Source organism: Azoarcus sp. PA01 (genome assembly GCA_001274695.2).
Classification (GTDB): domain Bacteria; phylum Pseudomonadota; class Gammaproteobacteria; order Burkholderiales; family Rhodocyclaceae; genus Aromatoleum.
This window is the reverse complement of sequence record LARU01000002.1, coordinates 1,610,240-1,624,725: the sequence shown is the minus strand read 5'-3', so window position 1 is coordinate 1,624,725 and position 14,486 is coordinate 1,610,240. Positions and strand designations below refer to the sequence as shown.

At 68.1% G+C, this 14,486-nt stretch carries 13 protein-coding genes; 1 reads left to right on the top strand and 12 read right to left on the bottom strand.

From position 1 onward, the window contains the following. Positions 1-107: 107 nt before the first annotated feature. The 4 genes from PA01_08475 to mnmG are packed head-to-tail and all read right to left on the bottom strand — an operon-like array spanning position 108 to position 4,358. The gene (locus PA01_08475) at positions 108-977 is read right to left on the bottom strand and encodes a ParB/RepB/Spo0J family partition protein (GenBank protein ID KON81632.1); all 870 of its coding nucleotides are present in this window, start codon (positions 975-977) and stop codon (positions 108-110) included. Positions 978-1,002: 25 nt separating this feature from the next. Then, on the bottom strand, positions 1,003-1,773 hold the full coding sequence (locus PA01_08470) for an AAA family ATPase (GenBank protein ID KON81631.1): 771 nt from the start codon (positions 1,771-1,773) through the stop codon (positions 1,003-1,005). Next, the gene (gene rsmG / locus PA01_08465; protein KON81630.1) at positions 1,774-2,409 is read right to left on the bottom strand and encodes a 16S rRNA (guanine(527)-N(7))-methyltransferase RsmG; all 636 of its coding nucleotides are present in this window, start codon (positions 2,407-2,409) and stop codon (positions 1,774-1,776) included. After that, positions 2,406-4,358, bottom strand: coding sequence for a tRNA uridine-5-carboxymethylaminomethyl(34) synthesis enzyme MnmG (gene mnmG / locus PA01_08460; GenBank protein KON81629.1), 1,953 nt, complete (start codon positions 4,356-4,358; stop codon positions 2,406-2,408). Before mnmG ends, rsmG begins: the two co-directional genes overlap by 4 nt. Before the next feature lie 234 nt (positions 4,359-4,592). Between mnmG and PA01_08455 the strand changes: the two genes are divergently transcribed. Next, positions 4,593-5,801: an MFS transporter gene (locus PA01_08455; GenBank protein ID KON81628.1), complete on the top strand. Its 1,209-nt coding sequence runs from the start codon at positions 4,593-4,595 to the stop codon at positions 5,799-5,801. Between the two features lie 3 nt (positions 5,802-5,804). Here the strand turns inward: PA01_08455 and tpx are convergent, their stop codons facing one another. The 8 genes from tpx to PA01_08415 all read right to left on the bottom strand — a co-directional run bounded on the left by tpx (position 5,805) and on the right by PA01_08415 (position 14,422). Continuing rightward, the gene (tpx, locus tag PA01_08450) at positions 5,805-6,305 is read right to left on the bottom strand and encodes a thiol peroxidase (GenBank protein ID KON81627.1); all 501 of its coding nucleotides are present in this window, start codon (positions 6,303-6,305) and stop codon (positions 5,805-5,807) included. Positions 6,306-6,465: 160 nt separating this feature from the next. Further along, entirely contained in the window at positions 6,466-7,593 is a 1,128-nt protein-coding gene (locus PA01_08445; GenBank protein KON81626.1) for a formate dehydrogenase subunit gamma, read from the bottom strand. 10 nt (positions 7,594-7,603) lie between these two features. Next, complete coding sequence (locus PA01_08440; GenBank protein ID KON81625.1) at positions 7,604-7,831, bottom strand: hypothetical protein; 228 nt, start codon at positions 7,829-7,831, stop codon at positions 7,604-7,606. Beyond that, a complete protein-coding gene (fdh3B, locus tag PA01_08435) occupies positions 7,828-8,433 on the bottom strand; it encodes a formate dehydrogenase FDH3 subunit beta (protein ID KON81624.1) in 606 nt (201 codons plus the stop codon). Before fdh3B ends, PA01_08440 begins: the two co-directional genes overlap by 4 nt. Positions 8,434-8,449: 16 nt before the next feature. Next, positions 8,450-11,233: a molybdopterin-dependent oxidoreductase gene (locus PA01_08430; protein KAI5913079.1), complete on the bottom strand. Its 2,784-nt coding sequence runs from the start codon at positions 11,231-11,233 to the stop codon at positions 8,450-8,452. 143 nt (positions 11,234-11,376) lie between these two features. Further along, entirely contained in the window at positions 11,377-11,598 is a 222-nt protein-coding gene (locus tag PA01_08425) for a hypothetical protein (protein KON82392.2), read from the bottom strand. A 95-nt stretch (positions 11,599-11,693) separates the two neighbouring features. Continuing rightward, positions 11,694-12,356, bottom strand: coding sequence for a molecular chaperone TorD family protein (locus PA01_08420; protein KON81623.1), 663 nt, complete (start codon positions 12,354-12,356; stop codon positions 11,694-11,696). Beyond that, the gene (locus tag PA01_08415) at positions 12,353-14,422 is read right to left on the bottom strand and encodes a 4Fe-4S binding protein (protein KON81622.1); all 2,070 of its coding nucleotides are present in this window, start codon (positions 14,420-14,422) and stop codon (positions 12,353-12,355) included. The genes PA01_08420 and PA01_08415 overlap by 4 nt, the downstream gene beginning before the upstream one ends. Between the last annotated feature and the right edge of the window lie 64 nt (positions 14,423-14,486).

Sequence of the window (14,486 nt, the reverse complement as noted above, 5' to 3'; positions counted from 1 at the left end):
TCGGAGCGCAAGCCGTGCCCATGTCATTCTGGTACACGCCGCGAGCAAGTCAATGCGGCGCCGTATCCATGCGTGTCCCGCCCGAGCCGGCGCGGCCGCGCCGCAGGCTACCCGCCCCGCTTCGATGTGCCGAGGCTCGCGAGCAGTCCGTCGAGCTGGTCGAGGCTGCCGAAACGGATCGTCACTTCGCCGGCACCTTTCTTGTTCGCCTTGATCTTCACGGTCGCGCCGAGCACGTCGGCGATTTCCTCTTCGATGCGCAGCAGGTCGCGATCGGGCTCGCGCTCGGCCTTCTTCTGCCGCGGATTCAGCGTCTGCTGCACGAGGCGCTCGGTGTCGCGCACCGACAGCCCGCGCGCCGCGACGTGGTTCGCGAGCTGGATCTGGCCGGCGCCGTCGAGCGGCAGCATCGCGCGCGCATGGCCCATGTCGATGTCGCCGGCCATCAAGAGCTCCTGCACCGGGCGGGCGAGATTGAGCAGACGCAGCAGGTTCGACGCCGCCGGCCGCGAACGCCCGACCGCATCGGCCGCCTGCTGGTGCGTCATGCCGAACTCGTCGATGAGGCGCTGGATGCCGCCCGCTTCCTCGAGCGGGTTGAGGTCCTCGCGCTGGATGTTCTCGATCAGCGACATCGCCAGCGCCGCTTCGTCCGGGATCTCGCGCACGAGGCACGGCACATCGGCGAGCTCGGCGATCTGCGCCGCGCGCCAACGCCGCTCGCCGGCGATGATCTCGTACGCCGAGCCATTGACCGGGCGCACGAGGATCGGCTGCATCACACCCTGCGCCTTGATCGACGCCGCGAGCTCCTCGAGCGAGCCCGGATCCATGCGCGTGCGCGGCTGGTATTTGCCGGGCCGCAGGTCGCCGACCGCGAGCGCCTGCAGCTCGCCGCGCTCGGCGTCGTCGTCCTGGTTCCCGGCGAGCAGCGCGTCGAGGCCGCGGCCGAGGCCTTTGAGTCTGGATCGGGTCATGAGCTTTGCCTGAGTTTGTAGCGGATCACCGCGCGTTCACCCGTTCGATCATTTCCTGCGCGAACGCCATGTAGGCCTGCGTCCCTTTGGCTGCCTTGTCGAACACGACACCCGGCATGCCGTGGCTCGGTGCTTCGGCCAGGCGCACGTTGCGCGGCACGATGGCGCGGAACACCTTGTCGCCGAAATGGCTTTCGAGCTGCGCGGAAACCTGCTGCTGCAGCGTCATGCGCGCATCGAACATGACGCGCAGCAGGCCGGTGATGCCCAGCTCGCGATTCAGGTTCGAATGCACTTTCTTGATCGTGTTGACGAGGTCGGACAGGCCTTCGAGCGCGAAATACTCGCACTGCATCGGGATGATGACGCCGTGCGCCGCGCACAGCCCGTTCAGCGTCAGCATCGACAGCGACGGCGGGCAGTCGATCAGGACGAGGTCGTAGTCGGCATCGAACTGCTTCAGCGCGTCGCGCAGGCGGTTCTCGCGCCGTTCGAGGCCGACGAGTTCGACTTCGGCGCCGGCGAGGTCGCGATTCGCCGGCAGCACGTCGTAGCCGCCCGACGGCGACGCGAGGCGCGCTTCGTCGAGCGTCGCGAGGCCGACGAGCACGTGGTACACCGACTTCGTCACCGCGCGCTTGTCGACGCCGCTGCCCATCGTCGCGTTGCCCTGCGGGTCGAGGTCGATCAGCAGCGTGCGCTGGCCGGCCTGGGCGAGCGCGGCGGCGAGGTTGACGCAGGTCGTCGTCTTGCCGACGCCGCCTTTCTGGTTTGCAACGCAGAAGATTCGGGCCATTCAGTTCCTTTCGAGGATGATCAGGTGTCGTTCGGCGCCGAGCCCCGGCACCGTCAGCGGGCACACCTCGACGACGCGAAAACCCGCCGGCAGGCGCCCGATCTCGTCGCGAGGATACACGCCCTTCATCGCGAGAAAATGTCCGCCGGGGCGCAGGAGGTGCGCGGTCAGGCCGACGAAATCCGACAGTTCGGAGAACGCGCGCGAGATCACCGCGTCGAACTTTGCGTCCGGCCGGACGTTTTCGACGCGTTCGTTGACGACCGTGAAGTTCGCGAGCCCGAGTTCGATCTTCGCCTGCTGCTGGAAGCTCGCTTTCTTGTTGACGGTCTCGATCGACGTCACGGCGAGGGCGGGATGGCAATCCGGCGCGGCGAGCGCGAGCGGAATGCCCGGCAGCCCGCCCCCCGAGCCGACGTCGGCGAGCGTCGCGATGCCGCCGAGATGCGGCAGCACCGCGAGCGAATCGAGCAGGTGGTGCGTGACGACCTGCCCGGCGTCGCGGATCGACGTGAGGTTGTACACGCGGTTCCACTTCTGCAGCAGCGCGGCGAACGCGGCGAGCCGCGCCTGCGTCGCCGGCGAAAGATGCAGGCCCAGCGCCGCGAGGCCGTCCTCGAGGGTTTCAGCGCTCATACCGACCGCATCCGTGTCGCGCCCGCGCCGTCGGTGGTCGGCGTTCCGGCGTCGTCCGCGCCTGTCGCGGCCGCGAGGTCGCGGCGCTTGAGCCACACCATCAGCAGCGAAATCGCCGCCGGCGTCACCCCCTGAATCCGTCCGGCCTGGCCGAGCGTCTCGGGCTTGTGCAGGTTCAGCTTCTGCTGCACTTCCTTCGACAGTCCGCGCACGCGGCTGTAGTCGAGATCGGCCGGCAGCAGCGTCGATTCGGCCTGCAGCTGCTTCGCGACTTCGCCCTGCTGGCGGTCGATGTAGCCCTGGTATTTCGCCGCGATCTCGATCTGCTCGATGACCTGCGGATCGGTCGCGGGGTTTTCCGGCGCCCCGGGCAGGCTCATCAGCTCCGCGTAGCGCGTGTTCGGCCGACGCAACAGCTCGAAGAAGCGGTATTCGCGCTCGAGCGCTTTGCCGACGACGCGCTCGGCGTCCGCCGCCGGCACGCGCGCCGGATGCGCCCAGGTCGCTCTCAAGCGGGCGGTCTCGCGCTCGATCGCGTCGCGCTTGTCGCAGAACGCGGCCCAGCGCACATCGTCGACGAGGCCCAGCTCGCGGCCTTTTTCGGTCAGCCGCAGGTCGGCGTTGTCCTCGCGCAGCGACAGGCGATATTCGGCGCGCGACGTGAACATGCGGTACGGCTCCGAGACGCCGCGCGTGATGAGGTCATCGACGAGCACGCCCAGATACGCTTCGTCGCGGCGCGGACACCAGGCTTCGCGTCCGGCCACCTGCAGCGCCGCGTTCGCGCCGGCCAAAAGGCCTTGCGCCGCCGCTTCCTCGTAGCCGGTCGTGCCGTTGATCTGGCCGGCGAAAAAAAGGCCGTGGAACGACTTCGTCTCGAGGCTGCTCTTGAGGTTCCTCGGGTCGAAGTAGTCGTACTCGATCGCGTAGCCGGGGCGCAGGATAAACGCGTTCTCGAGCCCGCGGATCGAGCGCACGACGGCCAGCTGCACGTCGAACGGCAGCGACGTCGAAATCCCGTTCGGGTAGATCTCGTTCGTCGCCAGGCCTTCCGGTTCGAGGAAGATGTTGTGGCTCGTCTTGTCGGCGAAGCGGTGGATCTTGTCCTCGATCGACGGGCAGTAGCGCGGCCCGACCCCTTCGATGACGCCGGAGTACATCGGCGAGCGGTCGAGGTTCGCGCGGATGATGTCGTGCGTGCGCTCGTTGGTGTGCGTGATCCAGCACGGCAGCTGCTGCGGGTGCTGGTCCGCGCGGCCGAGGAAGCTGAACACCGGCACCAGGTCATCGCCGGGCTGCGCCTGCATCACCGAGAAGTCGATCGTGCGCGCATCGAGGCGTGGCGGCGTGCCGGTCTTGAGCCGCCCCTGCGGCAGCGCGAGTTCCTTCAGCCTCGCTCCGAGCGAGATCGAAGGCGGATCGCCGGCGCGACCCGCGGAATAATTGTCGAGGCCGACGTGGATCAGGCCGTTGAGGAACGTGCCCGCGGTCAGCACGACTGCCGGCGCCTCGAACGCGAGGCCGATCTGCGTGACGACGCCGGTGACGCGGTCGCCCGACACCGTGAGATCGTCGACGGCCTGCTGGAACAGCCACAGGTTCGGCTGGTTCTCGAGGCGGTGGCGGATCGCCGCCTTGTACAGCACGCGGTCGGCCTGCGCGCGCGTCGCGCGTACTGCCGGGCCTTTCGACGCGTTGAGGATGCGGAACTGGATGCCGCCTTCGTCGGTGGCCGCCGCCATCGCGCCGCCCAGCGCATCGACTTCCTTGACGAGGTGGCCTTTGCCGATACCGCCGATCGACGGGTTGCAGCTCATCTGCCCGAGCGTCTCGATGTTGTGCGTCAGGAGCAGCGTTTTCGCGCCGATGCGCGCGGCCGCGAGCGCGGCCTCGGTGCCGGCATGGCCGCCGCCAACCACGATGACGTCGAAACGGGAAGGATAGAGCATGGGTGCGCGCCGAAAAGGCCGATCGAGCGGGAAGGGCGAGAATTTTACGCTGTTGCGGCGCGAAAGCACAGTGTTTCCCGCCTCTGTTCCACGGAAAAACGTCGTTCAAACAGTCTGTTACCGCCTCCGACGAGCGATCATCCGCAGCGAATGCGCGGCGCTGGCGCTGCCGTTGCCCTTTGCGCGGCATAATCCGGCCGACGGTTTCATCCACTCGCAACGGAGCCGGACGGCATGGCGACAGGCGACGACAGCAGCAGCAGCGCGGCGCGCCGCATTCCTCCCGGCATCTGGGCGCTGGGCTTCGTGTCGATGCTGATGGACGTGTCGTCGGAGATGATCCACGCGCTGCTGCCGATCTACCTCGTGACGACGCTCGGCGCCTCGACGCTCGCGGTCGGCTTCATCGAAGGGATCGCCGAAGCGACCGCGTCGATCACGAAAGTGTTCTCCGGCGCGCTGTCCGACTGGCTCGGCCGCCGCAAGCTGCTCGCGGCGATCGGCTACGGGCTCGCGGCGGTGACGAAACCGGTGTTCCCGCTCGCCGAGACGCTCGGCTGGGTCGTCGCCGCCCGCTTCGTCGATCGCATCGGCAAAGGCATCCGCGGCGCGCCGCGCGACGCGCTGATCGCCGACCTCGCGCCGCGGGAGCTGCGCGGCGCCGCGTTCGGGTTGCGGCAGTCGCTCGACACGGTCGGCGCCTTCGTCGGCCCGCTGCTCGCAGTCGGGTTGATGTGGCTGACCTCCGAGAACATCCCGCTGGTATTCTGGGCCGCGGTCGTGCCGGCTTTCGGCGCGTTCGCGCTGATCGTGTTCGCCGTGCACGATGCACCGCGACCCGCCGGCGCCGATATCGTGCGCAAGCCGCTGTCGGCTGCCGAGCTGCGGCGGCTGCCGGCTGAATACTGGTGGACGGTCGCGCTGTCCGCGGTGTTCACGCTCGCGCGCTTCAGCGAAGCGTTCCTCGTGCTGCGGGCGCAGGAGATCGGCGTCCCCGCGACGCTCGTGCCGTTCGTGCTCGTGCTGATGAATGTCGTCTACGCGCTGTCGTCATACCCGGCCGGCGTGCTCGCCGACCGTTTCGACCGGCCGCGGCTGCTCGCGCTCGGCTTCGCGCTGCTGGTCGCCGCCGACCTCGCGCTTGGCCTCGTCGACGGCCTCGCCGGGCTCGCGCTCGGGCTCGTGCTGTGGGGACTGCACATGGGAATGACGCAAGGTCTGCTTGCGGCGCTGGTCGCCGACGCGGCGCCGGCCGCGCTGCGCGGCACCGCATTCGGCCTGTTCAACCTCGTCGGCGGGCTCGCGCTGCTCGCCGCGAGCGTCATCGCCGGCGCGCTGTGGGACGCCTATGGTTCCGCGACGACTTTCATCGCCGGCGCCGCGTTCGCGGCAGTCGCGCTCGTCGGGCTGCTGCCGCTGCGCAGGCGCCGGCAGGCGTCCTGATATTTACTTCAGCGCGGCGAGCGCCGCAGCATAGTCGGGCTCGTCCTTGATTTCGCCGACGAGCTGCGAATGCAGCACGCGGTTGTTCTCGTCGAGCACGACGACGGCGCGCGCGGCAAGCCCTTTCAGCGGTCCCGACGCGATCTCGACGCCGTAATCGTTCAGAAACTCGCGCCCGCGCAGCGTCGACAGCGTGACGACGTTGTCGAGGCCTTCGGCGACGCAGAAGCGCTTCGCGGCGAACGGCAGATCGCCCGAAATCACCAGCACGACGGTATTGTCGAGCTTCCCCGCTTCGGCGTTGAACTTGCGGGTGGACGTCGCGCAGGTCGGCGTGTCGAGGCTCGGCACGATGTTCAGCACCTTGCGCTTGCCGGCGTACTGGTCGAGCGTGACATCGGCGAGGTCGGCGCCGATCAGCGACAGCGGCGGCGCGGTGTCGCCCGGCTGCGGGAACTTCCCCGCGACTTCGATCGGATTGCCACCCAGGGTAACTTTGCTCATCGATCTCTCCTCTCTTGGGATTGGGGCCTGCGGCTCACGGGACATGACGTCGTGACAAGGTCATGGCGAACCTAGTCTAGCCGCGAATGCGGCGGATGGGAAAGACGGGAATTCAGGTATCGCGCGGGCGCCGCGGAAGGTCCGCGCGCGACGTCGTGATTCAGGAATGGCGCGGCTTGCCGGCTTTCACGTCCTCGTACCACAGCGCGTGGTGCTCCTTCGCCCAGGTCTCGTCGACGTAACCCGTCCTCATCGCCCCGTACGCGCCTTCGAGGCCGATCGTGCCGAGGTAGATGTGGGCGAACGACAGCGCGATCAGCAGGATCGACGCGATCGCATGGATGACGTTCGCCCATTGCATCGTCGCGCGGAGCTGGCCGAAGTTCGGGAAATCCAGCACCAGCCCCGAGCCGGCGACGATCAGGCCGAGAAACGCGACGCCGCCCCAGAACCACGCTTTCTCGCCGAAATTGAAGCGCCCCGACGGCACGTGTTCGCCGGTGATGAAGCCGCCCGCCTTGCGGATCCACACGCGGTCGCTCGCTTCCCACAGGTTGTCGCGGGCGAAAGCGAGGATCATCAGCACGGTGAACACGAGGAACACCGGCCCGACGTAGTTGTGGATGTTCTTGCCGACGACGAGCAGCACGCCGAGCGCGTCGTGCCCGAGCAGCGGGGCGACGATGTGCTTCGCGAACAGGATCGCGAGCCCGGTGACGGCGAGCAGCACGAACGTGATCGCGGTGCCCCAATGGACGACGCGTTCGAACACGCTGAAGCGTTGGATGCGGCGCCCGGTCGGCGCGGCATGCAGCCTGATCATGCCTTTCACGGCGTAGAACACCGCGAGCGCGAGCAGCACGACCAGCAGCAGGACGCTGCCGTACTGCGTGATCGGGCCGTTGCGCAGCTGACGCCAGGTGTTGCCTTCGGGCTGGATCAGCACGCCGGCCTCCGGGCCGCGCACCGTCGTGAAGAATTCTTCGCCCGAGCGCGCCTGGCGCCACATCGGTGCATCGTTCAGCGGTCCGGCCCGCTCCCGCTCGCGCTGCCGCGTCTGTTCGCGTTGCCCGCCCTGTTCGCGCTGCCCGGCCTGATCACTTTCCCGGATCTCTTCGCCCGGCTGGAACTGTCCGCGCTGACGCGTCTGTTCGCGCAGCTGACGCTGTTCCTGTTCGCCGCCCGGTTCGGCCTGCGCCCGCACCGCCGGCGCAGCCAGCGCCAGCAGCGACAGCGCGAGCGCGAGCAGCAGGCCCCGGCCGTCGCGCCGCATGAAGCTCGTGCTCATCGCGCTCTCCTCACTCGACCCGCTGGTATTCGTTCTGGCTGCGGACGCGTTCGTGCAGCGCGCGCTCCCAGGCCGCCTTGTCACCGTTGAACGAGCCGCCTTCCCACGGCCGCGCATCGGCCTTGCCCTGGTATTCGCCCTGCTCGTACCGCACGACCTGCGGCTCTTCGCCGCAGCCGGCGAGCAGCAGCAGCGCCGCCACGGTTAGCGGCAGACGGAGCGGAAAACGCGGCTTCATTTCGCTTCCTCCTTGTCCTTGCCGTACGCGGTCATCCAGCCCCACGCCTCGAACCCTTTGCCGCGCCGCAGCGCGCGTTCGCGGAAGATGTCGGACAGCTCGGCCGCATCGCCGGCGAGCAGCGCTTTCGTCGAGCACATCTCGGCGCACAGCGGCAACTTGCCCTGGGCGAGCCGGTTGCGGCCGTACTTCTCGAACTCGGCGTCGGAATGGTTTTCTTCCGGACCGCCGGCGCAGAACGTGCATTTGTCCATCTTGCCGCGTGCGCCCAACGCCGCCGGGCCGTTCGGGAACTGCGGCGCGCCGAACGGACAGGCGTAGAAGCAGTAGCCGCAGCCGATGCAGCCATCCTTGTCGTGCAGCACGACGCCTTCCTCGGTGTGATAGATGACGTTCGTCGGACACACCGCGATGCACGGCGCGTCCGAGCAGTGCATGCATGCGACCGACATCGAGCGCTCGCCGGGCACGCCGTCGTTGATCGTGACGACGCGACGGCGATTGACGCCCCACGGCACTTCGTGCTCGTTCTTGCAGGCGGTGACGCAGCCGTTGCATTCGATGCAGCGCTCGGCGTCACACAGGAATTTCATGCGTGCCATCTTCTTCCCCTCCCCATCAGGCTTTGGCTACGCGGCACAGCGTCGTCTTGGTTTCCTGCATCATCGTCACCGAGTCGTAACCGTAGGTCGTCGCGGTGTTGACCGCTTCGCCGCGTACGATCGGCGCCGCACCTTCCGGGTAGTACTCGAGCATGTCGCGGCCCTGCCACCAGCCGGAGAAGTGGAACGGCAGGAACACCGTGCCGGGCGCGACGCGCTGCGTCACCTGCGCGCGCACCTTGAGCTTTGCCTTCGTCGGCGATTCGACCCAGATGTAGTCGCCGTTGCGGAAACCCGCGTCGTTCGCGTCCTTCGGGTTCACCTCGGCGAACATCTCCTGCTGCAGCTCGGCGAGCCACGGGTTCGAGCGCGTTTCCTCGCCGCCGCCTTCGTATTCGACGAGGCGTCCCGACGTCATGATCAGCGGGTACTCCTTCGAGATGTCGCGGACCTTGTCCTGGAGCGTCTTGTACAGCGTCGGCAGGCGCCAGAACTTCATCTTGTCCTCGTGCGTCGGGTACTTGTCGACGAGATCCGGGCGCGGCGAGTAGATCGGCTCGCGGTGCAGCGGCACCGGGTCGGGGAAGTTCCACACCAGCGCGCGCGCCTTCGCGTTGCCGAACGGGTGCATGCCGTGGTTCTGCATCGCGACGCGGATGATGCCGCCCGACAGGTCCGTCTTCCAGTTCCTGCCTTCGGCCACGGCTTTCTCGGCGTCGCTGAGCTCGTCCCACCAGCCGAGCTTCTTCAGCAGCACGTCGTCGAACTCCGGATAACCCATCTGCAGTTCGGCGCCTTTCGACGCGGAGCCGTCTTCGGCGAGCAGCGACACGCCATCCTTCTCGACGCCGAAATTCGCGCGGAAGTTGCCGCCGCCTTCCATGACGTGCTTCGACGTGTCGTAGAGGTTCGGCGTGCCCGGATGCTTCAACTCCGGGTTGCCGTAGCACGGCCACGGCAGGCCGAAATAGTCGCCGTCGCACGGTCCGCCGTTCGCGCGCAAAGTCTTGACGTCGAACGTGTGCATGTTCTGCATGTGCAGCTTCAGGCGTTCGGGCGACTGGCCGGTGTAGCCGATCGTCCACGTGCCGCGGTTGATCTCGCGCAGGATGTCCTCGGGCTCGGGCTCGTCCCAGCCCTGCTTGTCCTTGACGAGCTTGATGTTCTTGACGAGCTCGTCGCCGAAGCCGAACTTCTTCGCGAACGCGTACATGATCGTCTGGTCGGGCTTCGACTCGAACAGCGGTTCGATGACTTTCTCGCGCCACTGCAGCGAGCGGTTCGATGCAGTCGCGGTACCGGAAGTCTCGAACTGCGTCGCCGCGGGCAGCAGATAGACGCCATCTTTCCTGACCATCGCGGCCATCGATGCGGTCGCCGACGGATACGGGTCGATGACGACGAGCGTGTCGAGTTTCTTCATCGCCTCGACCATCTCGGCGCCGCGCGTCTGCGAGTTCGGCGCATGACCCCAGTAGACGACCGCGCGCAGGTTGCCGCCGGGCTGGTCGATGTCGGCCGGGTTCTCGAGCACGCCGTCGATCCAGCGCGACACCGTGATGCCCGACTTCGTCATCAGCTCTTCGGACGCGTAGCGCCCCTTGACCCATTCGTAATCGACATCCCAGACACGGCACCAGTGCTGCCACGAACCGGCGGCGAGCCCGTAGTAGCCGGGCAGCGAATCCGGGTTCGGGCCGACGTCGGTCGCGCCCTGCACGTTGTCGTGGCCGCGGAAAATGTTCGTGCCGCCGCCCGAGACGCCGACGTTGCCGAGCACGAGCTGCAGGATGCACATCGCGCGCACGTTGCCGTTGCCGACGGTGTGCTGCGTCTGGCCCATGCACCACACGACCGTCGAAGGTTTGTTCTTCGCCAGCATCTCGGCGATCGTGTAGACCTGCTCCTCCGGGACGCCGGTGACTTCCTGCACCTTGTCCGGCGTCCATTTCATGACTTCCTCGCGCACCTTGTCGAGGCCGTAGACGCGCTGGCGGATGTATTCCCGGTCTTCCCAGCCGTTCTCGAAAATGTGGTACAGCATGCCCCAGATGAACGGGATGTCGGTGCCCGAGCGGATGCGCGCGTAATAGTCCGCTTTCGCCGCGGTGCGCGTGAAGCGCGGGTCGACGACGACCATCTTCGCGCCGGTCTCCTTCGCGTGCAGGATGTGCAGCAGCGACACCGGGTGCGCTTCGGCCGCGTTGGAGCCGATGAACAGCATCGCCCGCGCGTTCTGCATGTCGTTGTAGGAGTTCGTCATCGCGCCGTAGCCCCAGGTGTTGGCGACGCCGGCGACGGTGGTCGAATGGCAGATGCGCGCCTGGTGATCCATGTTGTTCGTGCCGAAGAAGGACACGAACTTGCGCATCAGGTAGGCCTGCTCGTTGCTGTGCTTGGAGGAGCCGATCCAGTACACCGCGTCCGGGCCGGACTCCTCGCGGATCTTCAGCAGCCGGTCGCCGACCTCGTTGATCGCCTGATCCCAGCTGATCTTCTGGTATTTGCCGTCGACGAGCTTCATCGGATATTTCAGCCGGTGCTCGCCGTGGCCGTGCTCGCGCACCGACGCGCCTTTCGCGCAGTGCGCGCCGAGATTGATCGGCGAGTCGAACACCGGCTCCTGGCGCACCCACACGCCGTTGCGGACGACGGCGTCGATCGCGCAGCCGACCGAGCAGTGCGTGCAGACGGTGCGGCGCACGACTTCGTCGCCCGCGGTCGCGGTCGCGGCCTGGGGCGCCGGACTCGCGGCGTCGGCGCTGCCGATCAGGTTGTATGGCAGCTGCGTCGCGAGCACGCCGGCCCGGCGCCGAGCCCGGACCGCCGGAGGAACGCGCGGCGATCCATCGTCGTCCCGAGATGGCGGGCAACCGGGTTCGCCGACTGACGAAACGCGGTCCCGGGCGCCGCATTCTTCTTGATCAGCATCGCGTGTTCTCCCTAGATCCGGGCGCTGCGGTAGTAACTGCGCATGTGTTCGCTGGCGCCGGCGTCGCACGCGGCGGTCGTCGCCGCTTCGACGACCGCTGCCGTTTCGGGCACCGTTTTCCCCCCCACCGTCGCGACCGCGGCCGCTGCGGCCGCACCTCCCGTGCCGAGCGTCAGCAGGAAATGGCGACGCTGCAGTGCGGGTTTCCTGTCGTCCATGCTGTTGCTTTCCATGTCCCTTTCTCCCAAAACCGCTCACCAGGTGATCCGTGCGTGGTACGCGTTCGCCCGATCCGGAGCCTGCGAACGCGAACCGTGATGCGGGCGATCTAATCCATCGCGAAAGCTTCGCGCTCGATGTCGAAGAACGCCCGCGCCAGCGCGCCGACCCGGGCATAGAAAGACGCGCGCGGCGACGCCGCAAGCGCATCTGCGAGGCGGGCGTACCACGGCTGCAGATGGCGCACGAAAAACGCGCGCTGGCGCGCGAGACCCGCGGCATCGGCGCCGCTGACGACGAGATGGCGCATCACTTCGGCGAGCGCGGCGACGTGATCCTCGGTCTCGGTGACGCCGCCGCGGCGCGCGAGGCCGAGTTCGGCGAGGTCGTCACGCAGATCCGCGAGTGGTTCTTCCATCAGGAAGCCAGCGAGATAGAACGAGCCGTACAGCATCACGTCCGGCCGGCCGATGCCCTGGAACAGCGCTTCATATTCGTCGTGCACGCTTCGGGCGTCGGTTCGCCGTGCGGCGTCCGCGAGCTCCGCCCATGCGGCCGCGAACGGCGAGCGGGCGAACGGCAAATTGCCGCCGCCAAAGACGTCGCCGGCCGCGACGAGCGCGGCGAGCAGCGGCGCATCCGGCGCGGCGAAAAACAGGCGGGCCAGCAGCGCGTAGTGCTCGGCGCGAGCGGCGTCTTCGGCGCTCGCCGGCGGCGAAGCGGAAGTGCCGGCTTCGGGCTCACGAAGGAGGGCGGCTTGCGGTGCGTTCATTCGGTCATGTCCCAGGCTTTAAGGCCGTTTTCGCTGTACATCAGATCGACGACGCGGCAGTCGCCGCACATGTGCAGGCGCTGGCGCTCGGCTTCGCCGGCGAACATCGCGTGGCTCGCGAGGCGCGTGAACATCGCGTCGATCAGCGGCTTGGCGCCCATCGGCTTCGCACAGCGGATGCAATGGAAAATTTCGGCTTCCTTCAGCGGCACGATGCGCCGTCCCGACGCGTCGAGGAGCAGGCGCGGCGTGAGGGTGACGGCGTTTTCCGGACAGGACGCTGCGCACAGGCCGCACTGCACACAGCTTTTCTCGATGAAGCCGAGCCGCATCGCGTCGGTGGCCGCGCTCAACGCACCGCTCGGGCAGGCGCCGACGCAGGACATGCATAGCGTGCAGGCGTCGCTGACCGAAACCGCGCCGAACGGCGCTCCGGCGGCGAGCGCAATTTCCGCGACCGGCTGCGGCGCGACGGCGAGCAAATGCCGGATCGAGAGCTCCAGCGCGTCGCGCTTGCGGCCCGGCAGGCGGAACGCCGCAGGCCGGCTCACTCCGTCTGCGGGCGCCCAGTCCCACAGTGCCGCCTCGAGCGCCGCCCAGTCGTCGGCCTCGAGAACACGGAAATGCTCGCCGGCGTAGCCGAGCCCGGCGAGGATCGCCGCGCCCTGGGCGGCCGGGACGCGCAGCACGCCCGGATCGCGCGTGCCGGCGCTGAGCACCGCAACCTGACAGGCGCCGAGCGCGATGCTGCCGAGCAGCAGCTCGAGGCCGATCGAGTCGGCGCTCCAGGTTTCGAGCGGGATCACGCGCGCCGGCAGGCCTTTGCCGCGGCGCGCGAGCCGGTCGATCAGCGCTCGCCCGGCACCGGCCGAATGGAACAGCAGACACGGCGCTTCGCCGCCGGCATCGCGAAACGCCCGGAGCACGGTCCTGACGCGCATGCCGAGATCTTCGACGCGCGGATATTGCGACGCCAGCGCGCCACTCGGGCACACCGTCGAACAGCTGCCGCAGCCCTGGCACAGATACGGGTCGACGCGCACGATATCGCCCGCGGACGAGATCGCTTCGGCCGCACAGGCTTCGAGGCAGTTCGAACAGCCGCGCTTCCTCGAACGCCCGTGCGCACACAGCCGCGCCTCGAGCGCGACATAGCGGGGCTTTTCAAACTCGCCGACGAGGTCGGCGAGCGCGTGCGCCGCGAGCGCCTGCTCGAGCGGATCACGCCCCGGCGCGGCGTAGCCCTGCGGCAGCTCGACGCGCCTGATCAGCGGCACGGCGGACAGATCGAGCACGAGGTCGAAGCGGCTTTCGCGCGTCGTGTCGCGGCGCGCGAAGTCGATCGCGCCGACCGTGCCGCACGCCGCGACACAGCTGCGGTGCGAGCGGCAGCGCGACGAATCGACCTGGTAGTCCCAGCCGATCGCCGTTTCGGGACAGGCGCGGATGCACGCGTTGCAGCGCACGCACAGCTCGAGGTCGATCGGATTGTCCTGCGTCCAGGCGACGTCGAAAGCGCCCAGATGCCCCGCGATGCGCACGGCGCGCCCCGACCAGACGGGATAACGGCGCTCGACCGGCAGTTCGGCGTCCCGCGTCGCCCCGGTCGCGAGCACCGCAACGTCGAAACGGCTCTGCAGGCGTTCGGCCCAGCCGAGCGCCGCGCCCGCTTCGCCGATGATCAGCAGCGCATTTCCCGCCGCGAGCGTGACGCCGGGGACCGGCTCGGCTTCGGGCAGCAGCGCCGCGGCGAGCAACGCGGCCATTTTCGGCGTCGCCGCCGGCGCTTCGACCGACCAGCCGGCGTTTTCGCGCAGGTTCAGGAAATCGATGCGGGACGGGGAGTCCGCGGCGAGCTGCGCGAACAGCGCGGCCTCCTGCGTACAGCCGACCAGTACATCGCCGTCGGCAAGCGCCGCTTCGACCGCGGCGATCTCGCGCCGGCACAGTTCATGGTGAACCGGGAGCGGCCCGTCGGCGCCGATCGCGCTGCCGAGCGCGGTCGCGTCGAGCATCGAGCTGCGATTGCAATCGCAGAGTTTTATCTGCCTGCGGCCTATCGGCATCGTCGAGGTCTTCGTGTGGGGTATCGGACAAAAGCATGGGCGATACCAGCAATCGCGACAGAAT